Here is a 21,302-nt window from a genome sequence, read left to right on the forward strand (position 1 = left end):
CCGTGCGCCGACCGTCAAGGCGCAAGCCGGTAAACTGGCCGGCGGAGAGCCGGGAAGCCTGGTCGGCGCGATATCGAGTCGTGTCCGAGGAGGCGTGTTGGCGGTCGCCGAACCTGCCGTCTCCTTCGCCGTCGGAGCCGTCGTGTCGTTGGGCACGAGCTGGCTGCTCGTCTCGAGGCTCGAGCGAATCGGCGAGCGCCTTGACTTCTCCGAAGCGTTGCTCGGCATGGTCGCGGCACTGGCTGCTGATGCGCCGGAGATCACGGCGTCGATCACGGCGCTGGCCCACCGGCAGAATGCCGTCGGAGCCGGTGTCACGATCGGCTCGAACGTTTTCAACCTCGCGGCGCTACTCGGGCTGGGAGCTCTCGTTGCGGGCGGGATTCGGCTGCATCGGCGGGTGACGGCACTCAGCGGCGGCACGGCCGTGCTGATCGCTGTGTTCTGCCTGCTTGCGGTCAGCCAGGTCGTTCCCGTCATCGGCGCGCTTGCTCTGGTCCTCGCCGTCCTCGTCCCGCTCACCGCGGTACTGGCTGCGCCCCGATTGTGCTGCGACACGTTTCGTCTGCCGGCCGCCTGGCGGAGCTGGCTGGTCCGGGCGATCAATGAGGAAGAGACGGAGCTGGCGGAGGCGATCCGTCCGCGACGTGGCCGGGCCCCCGACGCGTGGGTCGCGCTCGGAGCCCTGGCGGTCGTGGTAGCAGCCAGCATCGAAATGGAGCGCGGCGCCACCTCGCTCGGTGCGCACTACCGGATTGCCGAGATCGTGACCGGAGGGCTCGTTCTCGCCGCGGTGACCAGTCTGCCCAACGCCGTCGCGGCGGTGTACCTGGCGCGTCGTGGCAGGGGAGCAGCGGCGCTGAGTACGGCGATGAACTCCAACGCTCTCAACGTGGCGGTCGGCCTGCTGCTCCCGGCGGCAATCGTCGGGCTCGGTCATCGGTCGACGTCGGGCCTGCTCGTTGCCGGGTGGTATCTCGGCCTGACAGGGGTGACAGTGGCTCTCGCCTACCGCTATCGAGGTTTGCCGCGAGCCGCCGGCGGGGTCATCGTGGCCCTTTACGTGCTCTTCGTCGCGGCGGTGCTGGTGTGGGCCTGATGCCCGCTGCGCGAGCGCCGTCGGATCACGAGGTCGAAGCCCGGTTCGCTGTCCATGCACGGCCCTGCATCGCCCCTGCATCGCCCGTGTTGCAGGGGTGCCGATGGCTGTGCGAGCATTCCTCGCCGCGTCCGGTGATGGGGGGACCAATGTCTGTTTCGTTGACGCTGAACCGTTCGGCGGGTGCGTGGCGGGTCGGCCGCGCTGGCCGGCAACGCCGGGTCGTGTGCGGCGCGGCGGTGCTGGCGCTGGCTTCGTCCGGCGTGGCCTTCATGGGTACGCCGGCCGGGGCGGCGGGGGTTCCGACGTACTCGTTCATCGTCGTGCCGCACGGTGGCGGTGGAGTCGGGGTCGATCCGAAGACGGACACCATCTACGAGAGCGGCGCAGGAACGGTCTCGGTCATCGACGGCGCGACCCGCAAGGTGACCGCGACCATCGCCGACTCGGGCAAGGAACCCGGCTACGTGGCGGTCGACCCGACCAGGGACCGGATCTACGTCGCCAACGCGGGTTCGGGCACGGTCACCGTCATCAACGGCAAGACCAATAAGGTCACCCACACCACGAAGGTCGGCCACGACCCGTTGGGCATCGCGGTCAACACCAAGAAGAACGTTGTCTACGTCGCCAACTTCGGGTCGAACACCGTTTCGGTGATCAACGGCAAGAACGACCACGTCACTCACACGATCAAGGTTCGCCACCACCCGAACGCGGTCGCGGTAAACGTGCGAAAGGGGACGGTCTACGCGACCTTCGAGGGTGTCCCGGGCTCGCGGAGCGGCGCGACCTACTACTTCCATGCCGGAGTGGCTGTCATCTCCGGCAGGACGAACAAGGTCACGCGCCTGGTCAAACCCGCCGAGGAGTCGGGTAGCTCGGCGTACGGCGTGGCGGTCGATCCGACCACCGACCGGGTGTACGTAGTGTTCGACTACGCCTACGGCGCGGTCGTCGTGCTCAACGGGAAGACCGACAAGATCCGCACGACCATCTCGGTCGGGAGCTATCCGAACATGATCGCGCTGAACCCGGCAAAGCACCTGATGTACGTCGGATGGAGCGGCGCGGACCAGGGGGGCATCAAGGTCTCGATCGTCAAGACCGGCACCGGCCGGATTCTCGGCAACTACGGCGAGGAGCAGGGCCAGACCGGGATGGCGATCGACCCGGCCACGAACCGGACATACATCTCGTCGAACGACCTCTACCTCTCGGGGAACTACACGAACGGCCTGGAAGTCATCCACGGCACGTAGGCCTCACGAGAACCGCCGGCAACTTCTGGGAATTGCCGTGCTGCCGACTCGGCCGGCGCGACGCGGTCGTTCGTGATTTACGCGACCTTTCGGTCAACTCTCGCTTCTCTAGACGGCAGCGGAACGTGCTGGATACGGTGCCGCTACCGCTGGCTGAGGATCGGAGTGAACGGTGCGATCACGACGTTTCGGAGTAGCCCTCGCTATCGGCGCGCTGCTCGCCGCGGCGGGGTTGCCGGCGGCATTCCTGCCCTCGTCCGCGGCCGCCGCCGCGGCGACCACCTGGTCCGCGGTCAACCCGATCGACCACGGCGCACCGCTCTCGGCCGGTGAGCCGATCACGGCGCTGGCGTGTCCGTCGGCATCGCTCTGCGTGGCGGTCGGGTACGGCGACATCGAGACGACCACCGACCCCGGGGCTCAACACGGCACGGCGGCCGGATGGCAGGTCGTCGACGTCGATGGGAACTATCCCACCAAGCCCAACGACCCGACCCTCAACGCGATCTCGTGCCCGTCCTCGACGCTGTGCGTAGCGGTCGACTCCAACGGCAACGTGGCGAGCTCCGTCACGCCGGCGAAAGGGATCGCCGCCTGGTCGCTCAGCTCCGCGGATCGCGGCGTGGATCTGACCGCGGTGTCGTGCCCATCGTCCGGCTTGTGCGTGGCGATCGGACGAGGCACGACCGGCCTCGTGACGCTGATCTCGACCGACCCGGGCAAGGGCGCCAAAGCCACCTGGACACCGCATTCCGTCAGTGCTTTCGGGTCGTCCGACGGACCGGGTTCCCTCGCCTGCCCGACCACGACCCTGTGCGTCGCGGCCGGGGAGAACGACAGCGGGATCAGTGCGGTATGGACCGCGACGGACCCGAAGTCCACGAGCTGGACAGCTCATCAGGTCGGCTCGACCGTCGGCACCGACTTCATCGCGGTCTCGTGCGGCGGTACGTCGGCGTGCGCCGCGGTAGGGGAGCACGGTCAGGCGGCGCTCTCGAGCGATGCGTCCTCCGGTGCGAGCGCCACCTGGCACGACACCACGCTGGCCAGTGACGACGCGGTCGGAGTCTCGTGCCCGACGACGTCGTTGTGCGACGCGACCGACCTGCTCGGCAACGTGTTCACCTCGACGAACCCCAGCACGTCGAGCCCGACCTGGGTCGAGAAGACCGCCGTCGAGGGCGCAACGCAGACCATTGCCTGTACGCCGTCGGCTTCTCTCTGCGTCGTGACCGGCGCGGGGTCCAAGGCGGACAGTACGACCGATCCGGCTGACGGCAACACGGCAACCTGGACGACGACCGGCTACACCGCATCGAGTGACATCGAGGGAATCTCCTGCCCGAGCAGCTCGTTCTGTGCGGCGGCCGACGACGCCGGGAATATCTCGACGTCGACGGATCCCGGGAGCAAGTCGGCGACCTGGCGGAGCACGAACGTCGACAGCGGGATCGCGATCAACCCTGGTGGCTCGTACTTCCTGGAGGGGATCTCCTGCCCGTCGACCAGCCTGTGCGTCGCGGTCGACGATGTCGGCAACGTCCTTACGTCGACCGATCCGGGCAGCGGGTCACCCACGTGGAAGGCCGCCAAGGTCGACAACGCAGGTGGGTTCACCGCGATCACCTGCCGGTCGACGAAGCTATGCGTCGCGGTGGACTTCGCCGGCGACGCCGTGGTGTCCACCAACCCGACCGGGGGCATCGGCGCGTGGACGACGACACCGATCGACAACGACCTGCTGGTGCACTACGCAAGCGTCTCGTGCCCGTCGGCCACGTTGTGCTTCGCCGGGCAGGAGGGTGGCGCGGTCACTACCGTCCACCTGAACTCTGCGGGCGCGGTCGGAGCAACATCGACGGCCGATATCGACCTTGGCATCAACTGGCTGAACGGCATCTCGTGCCCGACGACGACACTGTGCGTCGCGGTCGACTCCGCCGGCAACGTCGAGGAGTCGACCAAGCCCACCGGAGCAGCGTCAACCTGGAAGCGGGTCAAGATCGACATCGTCGGTGCCGCCAACCCCGCCAACGACCTGACCGCTGTTTCGTGTTCCAGCTCCACCCACTGCGTTGCTGTCGACGCGGCCGGCAACGCGGTCAGCACGTCGGCGCCCAAGGGCGCTGCTTCAGGGTGGAAGCGGGCGCACGCCGATCCTTTCAGCGGGCTGGACGCGGTGTCCTGCCCGACCTCGTCGTTGTGTGTTGCGGGCGACGACACCGGCAACGAGATCTTCGGCCACACCGGCCCGGCCGGGCTCGCCATCTCAACCGCGAAGCTGCCGAGCGCAACAGCCGGCAAGAAGTACGACGCGAAGCTCTCGGCCAGTGGTGGCACCGGCCCGTACCACTGGAAGAAGTCCTCCGGCTCGCTGCCCAAGGGCCTCAAGCTGTCCTCGAAGGGGACGATCTCCGGCAAGCCGCACGCCGCGGGCACCTCGACCTTCGTGGTCAAGGTCACCGACTCGGCCAAGACCGCGGCGAGCGTGAGCCGCACCTACCGGTTGACCGTTCACCTGGCGATCCACCCGACCTCGCTGCGAAAGGCCAACGTGGGCACGGCCTACCACGTGAAGCTCGGTGCGAGCGGCGGCAAGAAGCCGTACCGGTGGAAGAAGACCGCAGGCTCACTACCCGCTGGCCTGAAGCTTTCCGCCAAGGGCACGATCTCCGGCAAGCCGACCGCAGCCGGTACGTCGACCTTCACCGTCAAGGTCACCGACTCCGCCAAGCACGCGAACGACGCGACCAGAAGGTACAAGCTGGTCGTGGGTTAGCGAACCGCTCGCGCTACCCCTTCGGGCACCACGGGTTCTTCGGGACGCCTGCGCAGGGGTGCGGCATCGTCGGGAGCTGCTTCGGCAGCGGGTGCATCACGACCTTGGTCTGCCGCGGGTAGTGGTCGTCGGACCCGCAGGGAGGCGTCGAGCCCGAGAGCGAGACCTGCGTGTCGCACAGCACCTCATTGAGGAAGGTGATGTTCAGGTTGGCCGGCACCTTCTTGCCGCTGCACTTCGGGTACGAGGACTCGAGCGACTTCGCATCCGAGCTCAGCTTCCCCTTGTTGCCGTGGTAGCAGTCGGTCGCCTCGTGGCCGGCCAGGTTGAGCTGGTCGAACGCCCCGTTTGTCGCGTTGCCGAAGAACCCGTTGTTCGTGTAGGTGTTGTCGATCAGGGCGTCGCCGTACTCGTCGTACAGGCAGCTGCCGGGGCCGGTGATCGGGTCGTTGCGAATGCCGCCCGTGCACGGCGGCCCGCTGTCCGGGTAGGGGACCACGATCGTGCCCCAGGCGCCGTTGCTGATGAACGTGTTGTCCATCACGGTGTCGTTGCGAGCGCCGGAGAGCGAAACTCCGGTCCCGACCGGTCCCTGCGCCGCTGATCCGGACTTCGGCACGTTCGGGTCGTTGTTCTTGATGAAACGGTTCTTGTAGAGCACCCAGCAGGTGTGCGCGCCCTTGATCGGCGGCTTGATTCCCTTCGGGCAGGCGCCGTTCTGCGGCGGCGGGTTGTCGCCGTTCTGGCTGTTGGTGTCGAAGCCGTCCTCGTTGTGGTCGAACAGGTTGTGCTCGATCAGCATCGTGCCGCCGGAGTTGCTGCCGGAGTAGCCGAGCGCGTTGTACTCCGAACGGCTGTCCCTGATGATCTGGGTGCACAGCTGGTGGCAGGCGCCGATGTAGAAGCCGGAGTCGTTGAAGTTGCTCGCGTAGTCATGGGCGAAGACGCCGCCTTGCCACGCGCTGGAGAACAGTCCGTACGCCGCCGCGTCGGTCTCGCTGTCATAGAACGTCGAGGTCGCCGTCAGGTAGTTCGCCAGGAAGCCCCAACCGTCGATCTTGTTCTTCTTGTTGAGGCCGTCCCACCAGATCTCGTTGCCGGTGTCGCCCGAGCCGCTGAGGAAGTTGCACGCGGTGAGGTTCTCGACATTGACGTCATTGGCATGCCACACCACGATGCCGTTGAGACCGGTGTTCGAGCTGCCCTGCTTGGGGCCGTAGTTCTGCGCCGCCGCCTTCTTGCTGCACTTGCCGTAACCCGGCTTCGTGCCGTCGACGACCACCGTCCGGCGGTTCATCCCGCGGATCGTGAGATCGGGCTTGGTGATCAGGACACCGGAGGGAATGTCGGAGTGGCCCTTAGGGGCCCGGCTGGACGTCGTCTTGTAGTCACCCGGCGCGACCAGGATCCAGTCGCCGGGACGGGCGTGGTCGACCGCAGCCTGGATCGTCTTGAACTGCCCCTTGATGTGGTGCCAGGTGCCGACCCGCAGCACGCGGACGCCGTGCGCCGCGCTCGCCCGCGGTGCCGTGGCGCCTGCTGACCCGCCACCCCGCAACGCGGTGGCGCCCGCCGATGCGGTCAACCCGAACCCGAGCACCAGGCAGCTCGCGACCGCCGCCCAGCTAAGACTCCTCAACCGACGCACTGGCACAACGTTCTCCCTCCGCTCCGGCTGTTCGTCCGGGGCCGTATCCGATCGGGACTACTTGACCACGCCACCGTTGGGGTTGAGCGCATACCACGCCCCGCCGAACTGACGGTTTCCGATATTGATCACCGAGCCCTTGGTGGTGTCAAACCGGTAGGTGTGCAGCGGGTGGCCCTTGTAGGTGACCTCCCGCAGCTTGCCCTTGGGCTTGCCGCGGTACGGGATCGAGCCCAGCAGCGACTTCTTGATCCCCGGGCCGGCCACCGGCTTGCCCGTGGTCGTGACCGCCGGCCAGTCCTTCTCACAGCCCTTGATCTTCAGGCACTCGTCCTTGCCGTGCTTGTCGCGCACGAACATGTACACCGTGTAGCCGGAACCGTTGACCACCAGCCGTCCCACGTCGGTGTGGCCGACCCGCACGGTGGGCTTGGTGTGCGAAGGCCGACCGCCCGCTGCGGCCGTCGCACTGGCGGCGAACACGGCGGTGCTCGTGAGCGCGGCCGCCGCTGCCAGTCCGAGCACCAGCTGCCTGCGTGTTCCGGCTCCGCGGCGCGTGGCGCGGCGTTCCATGACGGCCTCCTGAGGGTCGGTCCTTGTGGCTCTGGCGGCAGCGTATCGACTACCGCCGGTTCGTGTATGGTCCGGCGGATGCGAGAGATCTTGGACGGGGACGGCTCCGGCCTGACCCGCCGGCGGTTCGTCGTCGGGGCATCGGCGTTGGCAGCCGGCGGGGTCGCCGTCGGGCTCGGGACCACGCAGGCGTCCGCGGAGCCCCGACCGCGGATGGTGCCGCTCGGTGAGCAGCCACACGGGTTGCCCAAGCGCCAGCACGCGTGGCACCACTACCTGTCCAAGGACCCCTACGGCAACGCGAATGCGCCGAAGTACGACCGGCTGCTGTTCTTCGACGTACGAGGCACTCCTACGCCGGCCCACGCCCGGCTGCTCGAGTCGCGGCTGCGGACTCTCGAACGCCACTTTCACTGGGGCCACACGGGCCTTCTCTTCACGGTCAGCTGGGGTCCGAGCTACTTCCGGCTGCTCGGGGTCCACTCGCCGATTCCCGAGGCGACCAAGCTGTCCAGCTTCGAGCACCCGCTGATCGACAACTACGACGTCTGCATCCACCTCGCCAGCGACGATGAGAAGCGGCTCAAGCAGGTCGAGGCCGCCCTGGTGCACGGGCACAAGCTTCCCGGCGTGAGCGGCTCGCTCTCGGTCAAGACCGCGCTGCACTGGCGCGAGACCCGGACGGGCTTCACCGGCGTCGGCATTCCTGCCGCGCACCAGGGCGCCAAAGGCATCCCGTCCGGCCACCCGGTGCCGCACAGCTCCCCGCTGTTCATGGGCTTCAAGTCCGGCCTGCGCAAGAACCAGGCCAGCGAGGACGCCGTCACGATCAAGCACGGACCGTTCGCCGACGGCACCACGATGCACGTCAGCTACATGCGCGAGACCCTCGACGGCTGGTACGACAAGCTCTCGCAGGAGGACCGCATCGGGCTCATGTACTCGCCGCAGACCGACGCCGCCGGGGTGCAGAAGATCATCGAGGACAAGACCGACACGAGCGCCGACACCAAGCAGATCGTGACGGCGATCAAGAAGTACGGCAAGGTGGGGCACTCCCAGGCCACCGCCCAGGCCCGCAAGCACGGCAGCCCGCTGATCATCCGTCGCGACTTCAACACCGCCGACGACGGCTACGCGGGCCTGCACTTCGTCTCGGTGCAGCACTCGATCGAAGACTTCGTCGTCACCCGGAACGCGATGAACGCCACCGGCGCCCACAACATCAACAAGAAGGTGACGGCCACCAAGCACAACGGCATCAACGCGTTCATCAAGGTACGCCGGCGCGCGAACTACATCATGCCGTCGCGCGCCGACCGGTCCTTCCCGCTCCTGCCCGGCCGAGCCGCCGTCCTTCTCTAGCCGATCAGCCCGGGAGGCGCTTCACCTTGAGTACGCCGTCGTCGGCCGCCCACGCGATCCGGCCGCCCGCGATCTCCGGGCCTGCCTGGTAGGTCCGCTGGTCGAACAGCTTCCTGGTGTGCCCGTCGTAGCTGCGTAGCCAGAACGACGTCGCACTCACGATCAGGCCCTGCTGCGAGAACCCGTCGCGGAATGTCGCCGTCGTGTCGAGCAGCGCACCCGCCGACGTCAGCGAGTAGAGCCGGTGCGACAGCGAGATCGCCGGCTTCATCGTGTGCGCGTTGCGCAGCTTGTTCTCCGGCTTCGAGAGCTCGTGCGACACCGGCAGCGCGCTCCAGCCGACCCAGCTGCCGTGCATGTAGACCGAGAACTGCACACCACCAACGTCATGCGGGAGAGCCTTGGCGAGCTGCGCCTTCTGGTGGGTGCGGAAGTTCTCGCGGTAGATGGCGCCGTGCCGGGTGGCGTAGGCGATGTGGTTCTTGCAAAGCGCGATCCCGGTGTAGTCGATGCCGCCGGAGATCTTGCGGACCAGGTAGGTCCTGCCAGTGTTCGCGTCGTACACGTCCTCGTGTGACCCTCCGGAGACTGTCCGCTGGAACAGCACCTCGCTGCCGGACACCTGCAGGATGCCTTGCCCGAGGACGTTCGGCACGGTCGCGGTGTCACCGGACTTGCTGTGGACGTGCAGCGTCACGGTGACCGGCTTGCCGCCGTAGGTCGCGTAGACGGTGATCGCGTCGGACGCCCCGACCAGGTTGCCGGTGACCTTGCCCGTCCCGGTGCTCAGCAACGTCGCGCTGCCCGCGTGCGCCTGGCCCTTGTTCGTGCTCAGGGTGCGCGCGAACGCGGACTCCACCCTGCCGGGCCGCGAGCCGACCTTCTGGTCATCGGCGTAGACGACCCGGGAGGACGCCAGCGCGAAGGTGTCGACGCTGACCGGCGACGCCCGCTTCGGTACGACGGTCTGCGCCGAGCCCGCCGAGGAGATCGCCCTGAGGCTGGTGTGGTCGACGGTGCCGGCAACAGCGACACCGGTCGCGGACACCAGGTCCGACCACAACCCGCTCGCGGCCTTGGTCTGCGTGGTCGAGCCGGCCGGCTGCGTGTAGACGTCCTGGCTGTAGATGGCGTGGTCGGCGTCGGCCTGATCGAGATATCCGGCAATCAGGCTGGACCCGGCCACCGCGGCCGCATCCGCCGGCTGGCCGCTGCGCTCGGGCGCGACGGTGGGAGCCGACCCGTCCAGCGGCACCAGGTAGGCGCCGCTCGCGCCGTAGCCGTCGTCCTCCGCGGGCTCACCGGTGCACGCGGCATAGGTGCTGGTGACATCGGCGCACCGGACAGGGTCGGTCGAGCCGGTGTCGAGCACGACCGGGGTATGCGGCGCGGCGAACGGGATGTACGCGGCCTGGCCGGTCGTGTCACCGACGACGACGCCGTCCGGGCCCGCACCGCCGAACACCAGCGGCCTCGGGGTGACACCGAGCGGCGCGGTGGCGAGCGTGACGGTGGAGCCCGACGTGGTGCGCTCTCTGACCGTTCCGTGCTCCGTCGAGTACACGATCCCGCCGGGCGCGGCGGCCAGGTACTGGTCGGTGGCCGCGAGGTGGATCGTCGTCCGCTTGCCGCTCGGGACCGTCCAGACCACCGCGTCGGTGTAGACCGGGTAGCCGTCGTCGGCGTTGTTCTCGCCGGCCGCAAGGGTGGAGCCGGTCAGCGACCACCCGCTGACGAAGTACTCGACTGTGGTCGGCACCGTGGCGAGCTTCTTCGTCGTACCGGTGCCGGTACGCGTGTAGAGGACATGGTCGCCGGATCCATCGGGATCTGTCGCCGCGCCGAGGTTCACGTCGCGCGCCAGGCGGTGCTGGCGGTCGAACACCAGCAGCGCGGGGGAGCCGGTCAGCGCTCGTACGTCGTCCGACTGAGTGCTGGCGCCGGTCGGTGTGAGCGAGCGCGTTGCGTTGCTCGCTGCAACCGCCGGCGGCATCAGGTCGCATACCGTGAGGGCGGCTGTTACCGCTGCCGCGGCCGTCGTCCCGAGCCGTCGCTGGCGCATCGTGTGTCTCCCCGTTGTGGACCGATCCTGCATACCTGTCTATCCGACGCCTGGCACGGGCCGCGCGTTGACAGCGGTCGGATGCCAGAAATTCCCGCCGCCTGTCGCCGCGGGCGACGCCGGATCAACTAAGGTCCGCACCATGACTGCCGGCGCGGGCTGGGGACAGGCGTTTCGCGCCGGGAGCGCGGATGCGATGGGCGCCTACCGCGACACGTTGTTAGAGGCGGTCTTCCGTCCATGGGCGCGCTTGATGCTCGATGTGGTCCAGCCGGAGCCGGGCGAGCAGCTGCTTGACGTCGCAACCGGGCCGGGCACGGTCGCCCAGGCGGCAGCGGTCCGGCTCGGACCGTCCGGACGCGTGACCGCCTGCGACATCAGCCCAGCCATGCTGGAGATCGCGCGAGCGACGGCGCCCCAACCGGACGCTGCCCCGATCGAGTACGTCGAGTCACCGGCGGTGCCGCTCTCGGCCGCAACGGAGTCGCACGACATCGTGACCTGCCAGCAGGGTCTTCAGTTCATGCCTGATCGGGTCGCTGCACTCGACGAGATGTCCCGGGTGCTTCGTCCGGGCGGCCGGCTGGGTGTGGCCGTGTGGGCCACGATCGAGCAGTGTCCGAGCATGGCGGCACTCGAACGCGCGCTGCGCGACCAGCTCGGCGACGAGATCGCCGACCGGTATCGATCCGGGCCGTGGGGCCTGTCGGACGGCTCGAGCTTGGCGGAGCTGCTGCACGCCGCCGGCTTCGCCGAGGTGCAGGTGGACAAGCGAGCGTTGACGGCGGTGTTTCCGGGTGGCGTGGCCCAGCTGAGCGCCAGCCTCGCCGCCTCGGGGGTGGCCGCCGAGGTGGCGAGCATGCCCGCCGAAGACCGAGCCGCTCTCGACCAGCGGATCGCTCATCACCTGAGCTCGGTGATGGCGGGCGAGGCAGTAGAGGCGGTTATGCACTCCAACATCGCCACCGCCGTGAAGAAATGAAGCGCTTTGAGTGGCTCGGAGTAGATCGCGGCTCTGGCGACCGGTGACTCAGGTGACCAGCGAGTCGATATGGCCGTGCTGGGGTTGATGGGCTGGTGCGCCGGCCGCGTGAGCGGCCGCCAGGCGAGTGCGACGCAGCCCGGGGATGAGCAGGACAGTAACCGTCAGCGATGCGCAGCCCATGACACCGATTCCCGTGGCTGCGGCTGACGGTCCGGTGCCGAGGTGCTGGGCAGCGAGCCCGGCGAGCAAGGCGCCGATGCCTTGCATCGCCATCATGCCGGTGGAGTTGAGGCCGAGCACTTGCCCGCGGACGCCCTGGTCGGTGTAGGTGACCAACCGTTCTTGCAGCGGGAGGCTGGCGGCGTACCCGAATGATGCCGCGAAGCCGAGCGGTATGCCGATCTCGAGCGACGGGTGCACGAGGAACAGGATGTAGGGGATGGCGAGCAGGAACCGCAACGGTTCGAGCAGCCGGTCGCGGGTCCGGTCGGAGGTGAAGCGGCCGATCACGACATCGCCGAGCAGCATGCCCGCAGCCGTTGCGGCGTACAGGTATCCGGCGTGCCGTCCGGCGAACGGGACGAACAGCGACTCGCACCCGACGACCAGACCGTTCGGCACCCAGCCGGCCAGAAAAACGGGGCGAAGCATGCGGGAACCCAGCAAAGCGAGGTTGACCGCGTGCGCCCGACGGACTGCCGAATCGCTCGTGGCCCGAGGCGGATGGTCGCGGATTCCACTTACGGTGATGACGAGTGCGATGAGGGATGCGCCGGCGGCGACGAGGAAGAGATCCGTGGTCGTGAGCTCGAGGAGGAGGAGGCCCGCGAGCCCGTAGCCGACGATCTGCATCCCGCCGACCGCGATGTTGAGAGTGGCGCGGCCGAACACGAAGCTGCCGGGCGGAAGGATGTCTGCGACGAGTGCGAGCGCGGAGCCGCCGGTCGCGGACATCGCGACCCATGGCAGCGCGAGGATGACGAACCTCATCCACCACGGCATGCCGGGGATCGCCTGAAGCGCATCGGCGACGCAGCCCACGGCGGCGGTGATCCCGAGTGCGGTCCGGGGCCGCAACAGATCTGAGGCTGAGATCAGGAACCAGGACGCGACCAGCCGCACCAGCGGCCCGCCGAACATCGACAGCCCGGTCAGCACCGGGTTGTGGGTTACGGCGTAGGTGATCGTGCCGAGCGCAAGGCTGCCGACCGCCGACGAACCAACCGCCAGGCACTGTGCGGCGAACAGCACGCGGAACTCGGGTACGCCGTACAACTCGCGGTAGGTACGCACAAGAATCATGCTGTGGGGCCTTCACGGCTCCGTCTATTGTTTCGCCTGGAGGCGAAACATGGGCACCTGGCACATTCCGGCCGATCTCTTGGCGAAGGCCCGTTTCACGATCTCCGCGAAGGCCGAAATCATCTGTGCGCTATCGGCGCTGGTCAATCCGGCGGACGCTACCGAGCGTGCGTTCCACGCCGCCCACCACGAGGCGTTTGCCGCCATGCTGGCCCGCGACCGGCGGAGTGAATTGATCGTCCGATACAGCTCCCGGCCGCCTCGCGGCCGGCAGCCGGGTTGGCTTGCGAACTACCTGTGCGCTCCACCCGAGCGACCGGGTGCGGGTATTGACGACGAGATCGCCGCTGTCGAGCGCATGCCGGAGGCCGAGCTGCGCGCGGACCTGCAGGAGGCAGCGGGCCGTCCGTTGCCCACCACCATGCGCTCCGCTCGGCTCGCGCCGGTGGCAGCCGAGCTGATGCACTGGGTCTGGACCCACACGGTCGAGACCGACTGGCAACGGCGGGAGCGAATCCTTCAAGCGGACGTGATCGGCCGCACCAGTCGCCTCGCCAGCCATGGCTGGGCCGCGGTCATGCGCGACCTCGGCCGCGACCGGGAATGGGTGGGCGACGGGCAGCTGCGGATCAACCGCTATAACCGCCCGACCCGCTATCTGCCGACCGCCGCGGAGTTGCACTTCATTCCCATGCTCTCCAACGCGACCCCGGTCGGCTGGACCAGGAGTGCGTACGCGATCTACTACCCGGTCGCTGGGCGCCTTGCAGCCACCGACGCAGGGCGGTCCGGTGGACTAGCCGCCCTGATCGGATCAAACCGAGCCGCCCTGCTGAGGCATCTCAGCACTCCGGCGAGCACCACGCATCTCGCGAGCCGGGAGGGTCTATCCCTGGGCTCGGTCGGCAACCACCTGTCGGTGCTCCTGCAGGCGGGAGTCGTGGCCCGGCAGCGATCGGGGCGCACGGTTCTCTACTGGCGTACGCCGCTCGGCGACTCCCTCATCGCCGCCGACGGCGGCGAAACCGGGCTCGAGACTCCGCACTACGGCACACCATCGACCGTGCTTCGCAAGCATCGACCGCCCGCACGTCAGGTCAACTGAAGGAAGGGCTGCAAGAGCTCGCGGCTTGGGTGGTCGTCAACGCCAGCCACCACGGAGCGGGCTAGCTCCGTTACCGGCCCACGCTCAGTCGCTGGTCGCTTTCCCGATCGCGTCGCGGGCCTTGTCGAGCAGCGCGGCGAACGGACCGAGTACGGCGGTCGCCGTGGTCGAGCGTGCGCTCGGGTGAGGGTGGGTCGGCGCGACCTTCTCCGCGGTCGCAAGCGCCGTCTCGAGCCTTGCGAGGTCCTCCGAGTCCTGGCTCGCGCGAATGCTCGGGAACTCGTAGGTCTCTTCGTTGTGCGCGTGCTTCTGCACGTCGGCCGCGAAGGTCTCGAAGGTGGTGGTGAACTCCACCGAAGCCACATCGAGCTTCTCCAGCTGAGAGAGCACATCTTTCGCTTGGTTCTCTTCGGCGATCCGGGCGTCGGCGATCTCATCCCCGCCTTCGACGCTGCGCCGGGTGACGGGGCGCAGGATCAGCTCCTCGGCTGCCTCGTGGGTCGCGAGTAGCTGACGCAGCTCATCGAAGCTGGCCTGCCGGGCTTCGCCGACGCTGTTCTTGACCTGGTCGAGGAGCTTCTCGACCTGCTGGTGCTGGTCGAGCAGGAAGTCGATTCCGTCCTGAGTCATGTCGGGTCCTCCATTCTGTCTGGCGGTCACGTCTGTCTGGCGGTCACGCAGATGTCGTAGTCGTGTGCGGCGTGCGGTCCCATGCGCGGTGCTTGCCGAGGGCTTCCGTGAGCATCGTGGCGAGGTCGTCGCCGCCCCGCTTCGCGGTGACGACACCGGGCGCCGCAAGGTCGACACCTGCGGCTTCCAGAACCTCCGCTCCGTCGCCCCAGGCACCCACGCACTTGTAGTGCCGGTACATCTCCGCGATCAGGACCGCGAGGCGGTGATCGAGCGGAGCACCGATGCCGTTGCCGATGACGACGGCGTCGAACTCGATCGACCGCGTGGTGAGGAGCGTGCGCTCGACCGGCTGCGCGGCGCGGCCCTCACCGAGGCTTCCGCCCGTGTCGGCGATGACCCGCAGGACGGCGCCGTCCGCGTTGAGCTTCTTGCGCATGCGCGCGATGGCGCCCAGATCCGTGTCCGTCGTCGCCACCACACCCACGACGCGGCCGGCGATCGGGCCGGGCACGTCGGTCACCATGGACAGCGCGGGGGACGGCTTCACCTTCGCCGGCGCGGTCGCCGCCCTGGGGACCGCGAGGCCGAGACCCGCGGCGACCCGCTGGGTGAGCTCGGCGTCGACGTTGGCGAGCACCCCGACATAGCGCTCGCGGATCTGGTCGAACATGCACTTGCTGAGCTCGAACGTGAATGCCTCGACGATGTGATCTCGCTCGACCTCGCTCATCGAGGCCCAGAACAGCGTCGCCTGGGAGAAGTGATCGTCGAACGAGGTCGGGCTCTCCCGTACCTTGGCGCCGGCCACCTGCCGTGGGGTCTGCACGAACCCGTCGTGCTTCGAGTCCGCCTCGAGTGGAAGGCCGTCGTCGAGGCTGTTCGGCCGGTAGGGCGCCACCCCCTTGTGTACGGCGGACTGGTGGTAGCCGTCGCGGAGCATGTCGTTCACCGGGCACTGCGGACGGTTGATCGGGAGCTGCGAGAAGTTCGGACCGCCGAGCCGGATCAGCTGGGTGTCGAGGTAGGAGAACAGCCGCGCCTGCATCAGCGGATCGTCGGTGACCTCGATGCCCGGGACCAGATTGCCGGTGTGGAAGGCCACCTGCTCGACCTCCGCGAAGAAGTTGGTCGGGTTGCGGTCGAGGGTGAGCTTGCCGATGAGCCGGACCGGGCAGAGCTCCTCCGGCACGATCTTCGTCGGATCGAGAAGGTCGATACCCTTGAAGACCTGCTCGGCGTTGTCCGGCATGACCTGGACGCCGAGCTCCCATTCCAGTGGAACGCCGGCGCCGATCGCGTCGTACATGTCGCGGCGGTGGAAGTCCGGATCCATGCCTGCGGCGAGTTGTGCCTCTTCCCATACCAGCGAATGCACGCCGGCGATCGGCTTCCAGTGGAACTTGACCAGCGAGGTCTTCCCGCGTGCGTTGATCAGTCGGAACGTGTGGACGCCGAAGCCTTCCATCGTGCGGTAGGACCGCGGGATCCCGCGGTCCGACATTGCCCACATCACCATGTGGGTCGCCTCGGTGTGCAGCCCGACGAAGTCCCAGAAGGTGTCGTGCGCGGTCTGCGCTTGGGGGATCTCGCGATCCGGGTGCGGCTTGCCGGCATGGATCACATCGGGAAACTTGATCCCGTCCTGGATGAAGAAGACCGGAATGTTGTTGCCGACCAGGTCGAAGTTTCCTTGCTGCGTGTAGAACTTCGTCGCGAACCCGCGGACGTCGCGCACCGTGTCAGCGGACCCGCGTGAGCCGAGCACCGTCGAGAACCTGACGAAGACCGGCGTCTCGCGACCCTCTTGAAGGAAGTCTGCCTTGGTCAACGCCGCCGCATCGCCGTACGCGGTGAACAAACCGTGCGCGGCCGCGCCGCGCGCGTGCACCACTCGCTCCGGGATCCGCTCGTGGTCGAAGTGGGTGATCTTCTCCCGAAGGTGGAAGTCGTCCATCAGGGTCGGGCCGCGTTCGCCGGCCTTGAGTGAATGGTCGGTGTCCGGTAGACGGACACCTTGCGAGGTCGTCAGGTAGTCCCCGGTCTGCGCTCGAGGGTCGTCTCCGGTCAATGGCCCGCTCGCCGCTTGCCCGGTTTCGCTCGTTGGCGCAGGGGCGGACTGGCTGCGATGACGCTTTGGCGGCATGAGGCCTCCTCGACCACGATGTGTCTATCGAGGCTGCCCAGCGCCGGTGTCCATAAACGGCGTAGCTCGGGCAAGAAACCCTTGCGAATCAACAAAGATCAACTGTCATGCCGAGCAAACCCTGAGGACACGAACGCAGTCCGTCGCACCTGGTGTGTTGACCCCGGCGGTGGGTAGGGACGCTCACCTGGGTGAGCAGGCACCCACTCGACGCGAGCAGAGCACCGGCGCGGATCTGAGCCGCCAAGTCTCGTCCCAGCAGCAGAGGAAGGACGCCCATGAAGGCTGTTGTCTACAAGGCACCGTTCGAGGTGGCCGTCGAAGAGGTCGATGACCCGACGATCCAGGATGCGACGGACGCGATCATCAAGATCACGACCGCCAACATCTGCGGGTCGGACCTGCATCCCTACGAAGGCAGGGTCGAGATGGACGCCGGGATGGTGCTCGGCCACGAGAACATGGGCATCGTCGTGGAGGTCGGCTCGGCGGTAGGACGGATCAAGGTCGGAGATCGCGTATCGGTCCCGTTCAACCTCGCCTGCGGCACCTGCCGCAACTGCAACGACGGCTGGACCTCTGCCTGCCTGCGAGCGAACCCGTCCGGACAGCCCGGTGCAGGCTACGGATACCCGATGATGGGCCCGTATTGGGGTGGCCAGGCAGAGCTGCTCCGGGTCCCGTGGGCCGACTTCAACCTGCTCGAGCTCCCGCCCGGTGGCCAGTGGGAGAACGACTTCACCCTGCTCTCGGACATCTTCCCGACCGGCTACCACGGAACCGAGCTCGCGAAGGTCACGCCGGGCAAGACAGTCGCGATCTTCGGCGCTGGCCCGGTTGGGCTGTTGGCGGCGATGAGCGCGAACATTCGCGGCGCCTCGCAAACCTTTGTCGTCGACTTCCAGCCCGACCGGCTGGCGCTGGCCGAACAGATCGGTGCGACTGCGGTCAATCTCGACGATGTCGATGCGGTGGAGACGATCATGGACGCCACCGACGGGTTCGGAGTGGACTGCGGCGTCGAGGCGGTCGGGTACCAGGCACATGACCCGGCCGGCAAGGAGCACCCGTCGATGGTCCTGGACAGCTTGGTCGCTTGCGTCCATGCGACCGGAAGCATCGGCGTGGTCGGCGTCTACGAGCCCGAGGACCCGGGCGCATCGAACAAGCACGCGAAGCAAGGCCGCTACGACTTCGACTTCGGCACGACCTTCACGAAGGGGATCAGCATCGGCACGGGTCAGTGCCCGGTGAAGCGGTACAACCGCTACCTGCGGGACCTGATCATCCGCGATCAGGCCCGTCCGTCCGTGATCGTCTCCCACGAGGTCAGCCTCGACGAGGCCACCGACGCGTACGCGCGGTTCGACAAGCGTGAGGACGGCTACACGAAGGTGCTGCTCCACCCGCGCGCCGCGTAACGTCCACGCAGCCGGGCGGGCACGGGCAACGCTGGTGACAACGTGATGTCCGAGCCCGGCTGCGGCGTCACGCGGGTTCGGCGACCGCCATCTGCAGGTCGCGGAGTGGGCTGAGCAGGCCCTGCCTGGCCATGCTGATTGCTTCGTCGCGAGGCAGCGGTCGCCCGAACAAGAAGCCCTGACCCAGCTGGCATCCCATGATGGCCAACGTTCCGACCGCGGCGGTGTCCTCGATGCCCTCGGCAATGACACCGAGGTTCATCGCGGTGGCCATGGCGATGATTCCCTCGACCAGAACGACGGTGCGAGGGTCGCTCATGCCGCTGACGAAGGAGCGGTCCACCTTGATCATGTCCACCGGCAGCCGGTGCAAGTAGGACACCGAGCTGTAGCCGACACCGAAGTCATCGACCGCGAGGACGGCGCCCGCGTCGCGTAGCGCGGTCAACGCGTCGAGCGCGACACTGTCGCCGATCATGGTGGATTCGGTGAGCTCGAGAACGAGGCTGACGAGCGGGTACGCGCGCGCGAGGTTGGCGACCTCAGGAACCAGGTCGGCGTCTTCGAGCTGGAGGGGCGAGACGTTGACGGCGATGCTGAAGGCACGCTCGGCCTGCATCGCCATCTCGCGCGCGGTCTCGACCGACTTGCGGAGCACCTGATGCCCGAGCCGGGAGATGAGTCCCATCTGCTCGGCCAGCGGGATGAACACCTCCGGGTTGATCGCGCCCAGCCTGGGATGAGTCCAGCGGGCGAGAGCTTCGAAGCCTTCCACTCGTCCGGTGGCAAGTTGGACGACCGGCTGGTAGTGGACCTCGATCCGGTCCTCGTCGATGGCCTGGCGAAGGTCGTCCTGGAGTTCCAGGCGGCGCAGGGTCTCGCTGCGCAGGTCGGTGTGGAACAGGTAGAGCCCGCCGCGATGCCGCGACTTGACGTAGTACATCGCGGTGTCGGCGTCGCGAAGCAGCTCCTCGCCGGTCTCGGCACCTGACGATACGGCGATCCCGATGCTCACTCCGATCCGCAACGTCGCGCCGTCGATGTGGAAGGGTCGCCGCAGAGATTCGAGGATTCGATCCGCGATCTGTTCGGCGTGCGCGGTGGTTCCCGCGTCGTCGACGAGGATGGCGAACTCATCTCCGCCGATCCGGGCGGCCGTGTCTCCCGCTCGCAACAGGTCCTTCAGTCGTTGCGCGACGGTCACGAGAAGCCGATCGCCGACAGTGTGCCCGTACCGGTCGTTGATCGCCTTGAACCCGTCTAGGTCGCAGTACAGCAAGGCGACCGTCGTACGGCGGTGGGACAGCGCGTGGTCGAGCCGCTCGGCGAGCAGGACTCGATTCGCCAGTCCGGTGAGCACATCGTGACGAGCGAGGTAGGTCATCTCCTCGGTCATGCGCTGACGATGCAGCGCAGCCTGGCCCAGCGCGGCCAGCGCCGTGAGTGTCTGGCGGTCGCCGTTGTCGAAGCGGTAGGGGGAGCGGGTGTGCTCGGCCACCAGGTAGCGGTCGGGCGCTCCTGGCGAGGACACCAGTGCACCGATCGCCGGCAGGGGCGGCGACTCGGCTCGGAACGTCACTCTCGTTCGACGCAAGATCCGTTGGGCCGTGGTGGTCAGGACCCGCTCGACCTGATCGGTATCCAACCAGTCCGGAGCTTCGGTGGCCGCTTCGAACAGGCCGGACAGTTGAAGTTGGGCCAGGTGTGACTGGCTGACCGAACGGACCGCGACGAGGATCGTGCCGATGGGAACGAGCAGCAGCGCCAACGTCCATGTCGACTCGTCGTGGTCGAGCAGAGCGGCGAGGTAGCCGAGGGTGTCGACGCCGACGAAGCAGGCCAGGCCGAGCCACATCGACCGCCATGGCGCTGCGCTGCGAAGCGAGGTTCTGTGCTCGATCGCCAACGACACGCTGGTCGTGAGGAGGTCGAAGAGGAAGTAGCAGGAGCATCCGAGCATCAGGAGCCCGAGGCGCATCGGCGACAACACCGTGAGCTGCGGGCGAAGCGTCGCTACCCACGCCGCTGCGCCGCCGCCGAGGATGGTTACGCCGATGTTGAACAGCCGCGTCTGCATGCTGGTTCGGGTGAGTGCCTGTGCGGCGAGCTCGCCGATCGACCAGAAGGCGAGCGCTTGGGTCACCGGCACCGTCAACACCAGGAAGACGAGTGCGCTGGCCTCGAAGCCGATCACGACGTCGCCGGTGTCCTCCTTGGGACGGAGCACCAGCGGATAACGCGACAGTACGGCGACCAGCGGGATGGCGGCGACGGCCTGGAGGCTTCGATCCGTGCCGGCGAGTGCCCAGTGCAGTACGCAGAACAAGCCGAGGGTTGAGCCGGCGAGGAAGACACCGACATCGAACCCTTTAGACGACCATCGTCTAGCAGCCACGCCGGCCATCACCTCTTAGAGCCCTATCGGGCGATGTGAACCTCCGACTGACTAGCCCGAACAGCCCATCGGCCGCGTCAATGCATTGGTACCCTCGTCTCGCTTCCGGCCTGAGGCGGACAGCTCGCGCGCCGTTGCGCCTCCCAACGCTGGCGTCCAGCGGGATGCCTCGGCTCGAGAACGTGCACTGACGGTGTTGCGTCGCTTCGTACGGGTAATCCCTTTTGTATGCACACTCGGCGCTGCGCGCTCCTGCTCATCAGCCTCGCGACGGTGGCTGGATGCGGCGCTCACAGTGGCAATGGGAACGGCGTCGACACGAACGGTGCGTCTGCCTCCCCGCGTGCATCGGCGAGTTGCGATCGCGCCCCAAAAACCGACTGTGACGCTGTGGCGAGCACGCCGCCGGGAGCGCCAATCGCGTCTCCCAGCGCTGCCTCCCGGCGCACCCAGCGCCATTGCGGACATTCCGCCAAGCACCGGAGGAAGCGGCAAGAGCGGTGTAAGCGCCACTGATGGAGGTCGAGGCC

Annotated in this window: 14 protein-coding genes; 7 read left to right on the forward strand and 7 right to left on the reverse strand. The window is 67.6% G+C overall.

The genetic code is table 11. The annotated features are described in order from the left end of the window. Nucleotides 1–97 precede the first annotated feature (97 nt). The 3 genes from VME70_07815 to VME70_07825 all read left to right on the forward strand — a co-directional run bounded on the left by VME70_07815 (nucleotide 98) and on the right by VME70_07825 (nucleotide 5,140). Nucleotides 98–1,099 (forward strand): hypothetical protein, encoded by a 1,002-nt coding sequence (locus VME70_07815; protein ID HTW20099.1) that lies wholly within the window; start codon nucleotides 98–100, stop codon nucleotides 1,097–1,099. A 149-nt stretch (nucleotides 1,100–1,248) separates the two neighbouring features. After that, nucleotides 1,249–2,361, forward strand: coding sequence for a YncE family protein (locus VME70_07820; GenBank protein ID HTW20100.1), 1,113 nt, complete (start codon nucleotides 1,249–1,251; stop codon nucleotides 2,359–2,361). Nucleotides 2,362–2,533: 172 nt separating this feature from the next. Continuing rightward, nucleotides 2,534–5,140: an Ig domain-containing protein gene (locus VME70_07825; GenBank protein ID HTW20101.1), complete on the forward strand. Its 2,607-nt coding sequence runs from the start codon at nucleotides 2,534–2,536 to the stop codon at nucleotides 5,138–5,140. A gap of 13 nt (nucleotides 5,141–5,153) precedes the next feature. Here VME70_07825 and VME70_07830 read toward each other — a convergent pair whose 3' ends face one another. Together VME70_07830 and VME70_07835 are read right to left on the reverse strand one after the other, a co-directional pair. Then, the gene (locus VME70_07830) at nucleotides 5,154–6,794 is read right to left on the reverse strand and encodes a hypothetical protein (protein ID HTW20102.1); all 1,641 of its coding nucleotides are present in this window, start codon (nucleotides 6,792–6,794) and stop codon (nucleotides 5,154–5,156) included. A 51-nt stretch (nucleotides 6,795–6,845) separates the two neighbouring features. Further along, nucleotides 6,846–7,361, reverse strand: a complete 516-nt coding sequence (locus VME70_07835; GenBank protein HTW20103.1) for a hypothetical protein — start codon at nucleotides 7,359–7,361, stop codon at nucleotides 6,846–6,848. 78 nt (nucleotides 7,362–7,439) lie between these two features. On the opposite strand from VME70_07835, the gene VME70_07840 reads away from it, so the two are divergent. Next, the gene (locus VME70_07840) at nucleotides 7,440–8,726 is read left to right on the forward strand and encodes a hypothetical protein (protein HTW20104.1); all 1,287 of its coding nucleotides are present in this window, start codon (nucleotides 7,440–7,442) and stop codon (nucleotides 8,724–8,726) included. A gap of 4 nt (nucleotides 8,727–8,730) precedes the next feature. Here VME70_07840 and VME70_07845 read toward each other — a convergent pair whose 3' ends face one another. Next, nucleotides 8,731–10,788, reverse strand: a complete 2,058-nt coding sequence (locus tag VME70_07845; protein ID HTW20105.1) for a hypothetical protein — start codon at nucleotides 10,786–10,788, stop codon at nucleotides 8,731–8,733. Nucleotides 10,789–10,930: 142 nt separating this feature from the next. Between VME70_07845 and VME70_07850 the strand changes: the two genes are divergently transcribed. Beyond that, complete coding sequence (locus VME70_07850; protein HTW20106.1) at nucleotides 10,931–11,770, forward strand: class I SAM-dependent methyltransferase; 840 nt, start codon at nucleotides 10,931–10,933, stop codon at nucleotides 11,768–11,770. 48 nt (nucleotides 11,771–11,818) lie between these two features. Here the strand turns inward: VME70_07850 and VME70_07855 are convergent, their stop codons facing one another. After that, nucleotides 11,819–13,075, reverse strand: coding sequence for a hypothetical protein (locus tag VME70_07855; protein ID HTW20107.1), 1,257 nt, complete (start codon nucleotides 13,073–13,075; stop codon nucleotides 11,819–11,821). A 49-nt stretch (nucleotides 13,076–13,124) separates the two neighbouring features. Between VME70_07855 and VME70_07860 the strand changes: the two genes are divergently transcribed. Then, on the forward strand, nucleotides 13,125–14,180 hold the full coding sequence (locus VME70_07860; protein HTW20108.1) for a winged helix-turn-helix domain-containing protein: 1,056 nt from the start codon (nucleotides 13,125–13,127) through the stop codon (nucleotides 14,178–14,180). 84 nt (nucleotides 14,181–14,264) lie between these two features. Here VME70_07860 and VME70_07865 read toward each other — a convergent pair whose 3' ends face one another. Both VME70_07865 and VME70_07870 read right to left on the reverse strand, forming a co-directional pair. Next, a complete protein-coding gene (locus VME70_07865; protein HTW20109.1) occupies nucleotides 14,265–14,810 on the reverse strand; it encodes a hemerythrin domain-containing protein in 546 nt (181 codons plus the stop codon). A 43-nt stretch (nucleotides 14,811–14,853) separates the two neighbouring features. Next, nucleotides 14,854–16,956: a catalase gene (locus VME70_07870; GenBank protein HTW20110.1), complete on the reverse strand. Its 2,103-nt coding sequence runs from the start codon at nucleotides 16,954–16,956 to the stop codon at nucleotides 14,854–14,856. A 278-nt stretch (nucleotides 16,957–17,234) separates the two neighbouring features. Here VME70_07870 and VME70_07875 point away from each other — a divergent pair, with 278 nt between their 5' ends. Next, nucleotides 17,235–18,377 (forward strand): glutathione-independent formaldehyde dehydrogenase, encoded by a 1,143-nt coding sequence (locus tag VME70_07875; GenBank protein ID HTW20111.1) that lies wholly within the window; start codon nucleotides 17,235–17,237, stop codon nucleotides 18,375–18,377. 67 nt (nucleotides 18,378–18,444) lie between these two features. On the opposite strand, the gene VME70_07880 is transcribed toward VME70_07875, so the two are convergent. Then, a complete protein-coding gene (locus VME70_07880) occupies nucleotides 18,445–20,772 on the reverse strand; it encodes an EAL domain-containing protein (protein HTW20112.1) in 2,328 nt (775 codons plus the stop codon). Nucleotides 20,773–21,302: the final 530 nt, after the last annotated feature.

It is taken from the genome of Mycobacteriales bacterium (assembly GCA_035504215.1).
GTDB lineage: Bacteria > Actinomycetota > Actinomycetes > JAFAQI01 > JAFAQI01 > DATAUK01.